Genomic DNA, 6,082 nt, shown 5'->3' on the forward strand with positions numbered 1-6,082 from the left:
TGTCTTGATGGTAACCGAAGAATGTCGTGATGTGAATATGTCCTGACAAATATTCTGCAAGAGCGTGTGGCCCCGCAGCTCAGAGCTGCGGGGCCACACGGTGTCAGGAGGAGGCGACAAGCTCCCGGATCTTCTCGAGCTGGAACTTCGAGACCTCGTCGGCCCGTTCGTCTTCCGCGAAGACGTTCGAGACGATGAGCGCGTCCTCACGGTCGAGGTAGCCGATCTGCTTCAGCGTCGTGAACAGCTCCGCGAAGTCGACATCGCCGTCGCCGATGCGCAGGTGCTGGTGGATGCGCGCCTCGTTGCCCGGAGGGTTCGAGATGTAGCGCAGCCCGTGCGAGCGGTGATGGTCGAACGTGTCCGCCGTGTAGACGGCGCCCAGGCGCTCGCCCAGCTCGGGGAGCAGCGTCGTCGCGCGGTCGCCGTAGTGGAAGGTGTGCGAGGCGACGTACACGAAGCCCACGTTCTTGCTGTTGAGCCCGCGGATGACGCGCCACCCCTCGAGCCCGTCCTCGACGAAGTCGTTGGGGTGCGGGTCGATGTTGAGCTGGATGCCCTCGCGCTCGAGGATCGGCAGGAGCGTCTCCATCGAACGGTGGAAGGCGTCCTCCGACTCGTTGAACTGTGCAGGCTCACCGCTGAACTCCGTGTTGATCACGGGGATCTCCAGGATCGAGGCGAGCTCGATGACGCGAGTGAAGTTGCGCACCGCGGCGAGGCGACCCGCCTCTTCTGGGCCCGAGATGCGCTGGACCGGGAGGATGGCGGGGATCGTGACGCCGGCATCCGCTGCGCGCTTCTTGAACTTCAGCGCGTACTCGTCGTCGGCCGACGGGTGGCGGAAGAACCACGAGAAGTCGGGGTGCGGCGTGATCTGCAGGTACTCGTAACCCAGGCGGGCAGCGATATCCGGGAAGTCGAGGAAGCCGGCGTCGTGGTGGAACGGCGTCGGGTCCAGGGCGATGCGAACCATGATGACTCCTTATGCCTTGTCGTAGAACGCGGGGCGCTCGACCTGCTGGACCTCGACGATGCCCCCGTCGAACGCCTTGACGCCCGCCTCGCAGGCCAGGGCCACGCGGTAGCCGTGGAACGCGTCAGGGCCGTCGATGGTGCCGCGGGCGACCGCGTCCACCCAGCGCTGGATCTGCACGTCGTAGGCCGCAGCGAAGCGGGTCACGAACGAGCGGTGCTCCTCCTTCGCGAACGCGCCGTCCGACCAGGTCTGCACGCCGTTGGCCTGGCCGATTCGCGCGAGGCCGTTCGAGAAGACGGCCTCGGTCGCGACCTGGTAGCCGAACTTGATGCTCACGTTCATCTCGACGTCGACGAGGATGCCGTTCTCGAGTTCCAGGAGCACGAGGATCGGCTCACGCAGTCGCTCTGGCGAGTTCGGGTTGCGGCGCATGTACTTGATCTCGATGCTGCGGATCTCGCTGCCCGCGAGCCACGGGATGACGTCGAGTTCGTGCACCACCGAGTCGTTGATGAGCATGTCCTGCGTGTACGTCTCGGGCACGTCGGGGTTGCGGTGCACCGCGCGGAGCGCGAGGAGCTCGCCGGCCTCGCCAGAGGCGATGATCTCGCGCAGCCGGGCGTATTCCGCGTCGAATCGGCGCATGAAGCCGAGCTGGATGAGGGGCCGGTCGGATGCGGCCATCTCGGCCTCGACGACCCGGAGCGAGGACGCGGAGTCGGCGGTCAGGGGCTTCTCGCAGAGGATGGGGAGCTTCGCCGCGAGGGCGGGCAGGAGGACGGGCTCGTGGAACTTGCCCGGCGTCGCGATGACGACGGCGTCGACGGCGTTCGCCGCGATGGCGTCCTCGATGCTCGTGAACCACTGCGCACCCGGCGCGTTCTCGAGGGCTGCGGTGCCGCGTCCCTCGTCGGGCTCGATGACGGCGGAGACGATCGCGCCGCTGATGCGCTTCGTGATGCGGGCGATGTGGTCGGCGCCCATGAGGCCGGCGCCGACGACGCCGACGCGGAGGTCAGTTGAAGTCATGGTGATGGTTCCTCTTCTTCAGGTGCTACTTGGCGCGGGCCGCGGGCGTGGAGCCGCAGATGTGCTTGAGCGTGCGCTCGGCGATCGGGTACGGGCGGTCGGCCGAGCAGCCGAACATGTCCTGCTCGACGATGCCGAAGATGTTCGGGTCGATCTCGGCGGCGCGGGCGACGATGGGTCCGAGCTCCGGGATGCCGTTGGGGGGCTCGACCATGATCATGTCGGCGGCCGCTTCCGCCCACGACACGTCGTTCTTGAGCACGTCGAAGAGCTTGTCCGGGTCGACCTGCTTGAGGTGCAGGTAGCCGATGCGCTCGGGGTACGCGTCCATGAGACGGAGGCTGTCGCCGCCGTAGTAGGAGAAGTGACCCGTGTCGAGGCACAGGTTCGTGTACCTGGCGTCGGTCTCGGTCAGGAGCCGCTCGACCTCGCGGTACGTGCCCACGTGGCTGTCCGCGTGCGAGTGGAACTGCTGCTTGACGCCGTACTCCTCGAGGAGCGCCTTGCCGAGGCGGTCGTGCCCGGCTGCGAGGCGCTTCCACTGCTCGGCGTCGAGCGTGCGTGCCTCCTTGGCCTGGCCCGTGATGTCGTCGCGCCACATGTCGGGGATCGTCACGAGGTGCTCTGCGCCGAGCTTCGACGCGAGGCCCGCGACGGCGATGGCCTGATCCCAGGCACGCTGCCACTGGCTCTCGTCCTCGTTGTGGAAGCCCGTGAAGACGGTTCCCGCGGAGAGCTTGAGGCCGCGCGACTCGAGCTCGTCGGAGAGCTGGTCGGGGTCGGTGGGGAGGTAGCCGTAGGGGCCGAGCTCGATCCACGTGTAGCCGGCCTTGACGACCTCGTCGAGGAACGTCTGCCACGGGATCTGGCCGGGGTGGTCGGGGAGCCAGATGCCCCAGGAGTCAGGTGCGGTACCGATTCGGATGCTCTGCGACATCGTCGTCTGCTTTCTGTAGAGGGTCGTTCGTGTGCGGTTGGAGGAGTGCTTGCGGCGGGTCGGTCAGCCGAGCAGCGGCCGCTGTGCGGCCTTCTGCTCCAGGTAGTCCTCACGCGCGCTCTTCGTGGAGTCGAGCGTGGAGGTCTCGGCGACCGGCACGTCCCACCATCCCTCGCCGTCGGGGGCGTAGAGGAGGGGGTCGCTGTTGATGTGGATGAGCGTGGAGGTGTCGGACGCCTTGGCCTTCGCCATGGCCTCGCGCAGCTCGCCGATGGCGTCTGTGCTCGGCTCGATCTCGATCGTGTCGATCCCGTAGCTGCGGGCGTTCGCCGCGAGGTCGACCGGGAGGATCTGCTCGCCCTGGAAGTTGGAGCCCGCCTCGTCGAAGGCGCGATACCAGGTGCCGAAGCGCTCGGAGCCGACCGTCTCGGAGAGGTGTCCGATGGAGGCGTAGCCGTGGTTCTGGATGAGCACGACGATGATCTTGATGCCCTCGGCGACTGCGGTGACGAGCTCCGTGTGGAGCATGAGGTACGAGCCGTCGCCGACCATGACGATGACGTCGCGGTCGGGGGCAGCGCGCCGCACGCCCATGCCTCCCGCGATCTCGTAGCCCATGCAGGAGAACGCGTATTCGACGTGGTAGCCGAGCGGGTCGCGCACGCGCCACAGCTTGTGGAGGTCGCCCGGCAGCGATCCTGCCGCCTGGACGATGACATCGCGGGGGTCGCTGGACTCCTGGACGGCGCCGATGATCTCGGACTGGCCGGGCAGCTCGAGGCCGCTCGGCTCGAACGCAAGGTCGACGGCCGCATCCCACTCGGTCTTCTGGGCCGCGATCTGCCGCGAGTAGTCGTCGTTGACGCGGAAGCCGGAGAGTGCCCCGATGAGCTTCACGAGCGTCTCGCGCGCATCCGCGACGACGGGCAGCTGCGAGCCGTGCTTGTAGGCGTCGAACGCGGCGACGTTGATGTTGACGAAGCGCACGCCGTCGTTCTGGAAGACCGTGCGGCTGGCCGTCGTGAAGTCGCTGTAGCGCGTGCCGATGCCGATGACGACGTCGGCCTGCGCGGCAAGGCGGTTCGCGGCGGTCGTTCCGGTCGCGCCGATGCCGCCCAGGTACTGCGGGTGGTCCCAGTCGAGGGCACCGCCGCCGGCCTGGCTCGTGCCGACGGGGATGCCGGTGGCCTCGACGAAGGCGCGCAGCTCGTTCTCGGCACCCGAGTAGATGACGCCTCCGCCGGCGACGATGATCGGGTTCTTCGCGTTCCTGATCGCCTCGACGGCGCGTGCGAGCGGGCCGGCCTCGGGGAGGGGGCGACGGATGTGCCACTCGCGCTCTTCGAGGAAGGCGAGTGGCACGTCGATGAGCTCGGCCTGCACGTCCTCGGGCAGCGCGATCGTCACGGCGCCGGTCTCGGCGGGGTCCGTGAGGACGCGCATGGCGGCGAGTGCGATCGAGTACAGCTGCTCTGGGCGCTGCACGCGGTCGAAGAAGCGGGAGAGGGGACGGAACGCATCCGTCACCTGGATGCCCGTGTCGTGCGGGAACTCGAGCTGCTGCAGGACGGGGTCGGCGACGCGCGTCGCGAACGTGTCGCTCGGCAGGAGCAGCGCGGGCAGGCGGTTCGCGGTGGCGAGTGCAGCGCCCGTGAGCATGTTGGCGGCACCGGGTCCGACGGATGCGGCGCTCGCGTACGTCGCGCGGCGCCGGCGCATGCGCGCGTAGCCCACCGACTGGTGCACCATCGCCTGCTCGTTGCGCGCCTGGAAGTACGGCATGAGGCTCGGGTCCTCGACGTTCGCCTGCTTGAGCGCCTGGCCGATGCCGGCGACATTGCCGTGGCCGAAGATTCCGAACATGCCTGGGATCGTGCGCTCACGCACGTCGCCATCGACGGTGTACTGCTTGCCGAGGAACTCGACGAGGGCCTGGCCGACGGTCATTCGCTTGGTTGACATCTGCGTCATTTCCTTTTGGTGGAGCTGGTTGCTTGGAGAAGGCTGGCGGGTTACTCGGTGCCGTACGGCAGGCGGGAGTCGAACTCCTGGGAGGTCCACTGCTCGCGCACCCAGCCGTGGGCGGGGTCGTCGCTGATGAGCCATTCGCGTGCCTCGTCCGGGCCCGCCATGACGTTCAGGTAGTACAGGTCGTAGCCGGGGGCCGCGACGGCGGGGCCGTGGTAGCCGAAGGGGACGAGGGCGATGTCTCCTGTGCGCACGATCTCGTTGATCGAGATCTCGCCCGCCGGCGACGTGTAGGTCGCGAACATGCCGAAGGCGTCAGCGCCCTCCGGCACGGTGGCGTTCTTCGTGGGCTCGCTCTCGAAGTAGTAGATCTCCTCGAGGCGGCTCTCGTGGCCAGGGTGGTGCTCGTCGTGCTTGTGGGGCGGGTACGACGACCAGTTCTCGGCCGGTGTGATGACCTCGCACACGATGAGCTTGGCAGCCTGCAGGGAGCCGGGGATGCCGAAGTTCTGCACCTGGCGGCTCGAACGACCGGCACCGCGGAGCTCCACCGGCACGTCGCTCTTGCGGAGCACCTGGAACGGGAAGATCTGAGCTGTCGGCGCCTCGGCGACGGCGACCCTGCCGTTTCCCGTGACCACGGCGCTGGTGCCGACGGGAAGGTAGGCGACGTCCGCCGGCCCGTCGAAGACCGAGGCACGGCCCTCGAGCTCGACGGATGCGGGCGCATCCGCTCCGTCGAGCTCGAGGGACGCGTCTCCGCGGAGGGGGATGACCATTCGCTCAATGTCGCCTGCGGGCAACTCGAGGCGCACACCATCGGAGAGGTCTGCGACTCGGATGCCCGTGTGTTCCCAGCCGGGGAGCGTCGCATCGACAACGCTCTCCCAGCCGTCTCGCGAGAGGGCTCCGCGGGCCCTGAACCAGGTGTTCTCCGCAGCGTCCCGAGGGGGTGCTGATGTGTGTGAGGACATTGCTCGTGAGTCTTTCTGGTGAATGGTCGTGGTGGGGCGGCTCGTCGTGCTGAGCCGGGCAGCCGTGCTGCGCTGCCGCGTGGTGCTGTGTCGGCTAGTCGTTTTCGGGGAAGCCGAGGTTGATGCCGCCGTGCTTGGCGGGATCGAGCCAGCGGCTGGTGACGGCTTTCTCGCGGGTGTAGAAGTGGAAGCCCT

Annotated in this window: 5 protein-coding genes; all 5 read right to left on the reverse strand. The window is 67.9% G+C overall.

Annotated elements, in window-relative coordinates; all coding sequences use genetic code 11:
* Positions 1 to 103 precede the first annotated feature (103 nt).
* The 5 genes from C5E10_RS14555 to iolB all read right to left on the reverse strand — a co-directional run bounded on the left by C5E10_RS14555 (position 104) and on the right by iolB (position 5,887).
* Positions 104 to 976, reverse strand: coding sequence for a sugar phosphate isomerase/epimerase (locus C5E10_RS14555; RefSeq protein ID WP_104332248.1), 873 nt, complete (start codon positions 974 to 976; stop codon positions 104 to 106).
* Positions 977 to 985: 9 nt separating this feature from the next.
* On the reverse strand, positions 986 to 2,008 hold the full coding sequence (locus C5E10_RS14560; RefSeq protein ID WP_104306226.1) for a Gfo/Idh/MocA family protein: 1,023 nt from the start codon (positions 2,006 to 2,008) through the stop codon (positions 986 to 988).
* A gap of 25 nt (positions 2,009 to 2,033) precedes the next feature.
* Positions 2,034 to 2,945 carry a sugar phosphate isomerase/epimerase gene (locus C5E10_RS14565; RefSeq protein ID WP_104332249.1) on the reverse strand — a complete coding sequence of 304 codons (912 nt, stop codon included), beginning with the start codon at positions 2,943 to 2,945 and terminating at the stop codon, positions 2,034 to 2,036.
* Positions 2,946 to 3,008: 63 nt separating this feature from the next.
* Entirely contained in the window at positions 3,009 to 4,907 is a 1,899-nt protein-coding gene (gene iolD, locus C5E10_RS14570; protein ID WP_374953514.1) for a 3D-(3,5/4)-trihydroxycyclohexane-1,2-dione acylhydrolase (decyclizing), read from the reverse strand.
* 50 nt (positions 4,908 to 4,957) lie between these two features.
* Complete coding sequence (gene iolB / locus C5E10_RS14575) at positions 4,958 to 5,887, reverse strand: 5-deoxy-glucuronate isomerase (RefSeq protein WP_104332251.1); 930 nt, start codon at positions 5,885 to 5,887, stop codon at positions 4,958 to 4,960.
* Positions 5,888 to 6,082 lie beyond the last annotated feature (195 nt).

The sequence above is a fragment of the Pseudoclavibacter sp. RFBG4 genome (genome assembly GCF_002931515.1).
Classification (GTDB): Bacteria; Actinomycetota; Actinomycetes; order Actinomycetales; family Microbacteriaceae; genus Pseudoclavibacter.

What these genes read in the sequence shown, in the direction of transcription:
- C5E10_RS14555 (WP_104332248.1), bottom strand. Translation starts at nt 976, where the DNA reads ATGGTTCGCATCGCCCTGGACCCGACGCCGTTCCACCACGACGCCGGC.
- C5E10_RS14560 (WP_104306226.1), bottom strand. Translation starts at nt 2,008, where the DNA reads ATGACTTCAACTGACCTCCGCGTCGGCGTCGTCGGCGCCGGCCTCATG.
- C5E10_RS14565 (WP_104332249.1), bottom strand. Translation starts at nt 2,945, where the DNA reads ATGTCGCAGAGCATCCGAATCGGTACCGCACCTGACTCCTGGGGCATC.
- iolD (WP_374953514.1), bottom strand. Translation starts at nt 4,907, where the DNA reads ATGTCAACCAAGCGAATGACCGTCGGCCAGGCCCTCGTCGAGTTCCTC.
- iolB (WP_104332251.1), bottom strand. Translation starts at nt 5,887, where the DNA reads ATGTCCTCACACACATCAGCACCCCCTCGGGACGCTGCGGAGAACACC.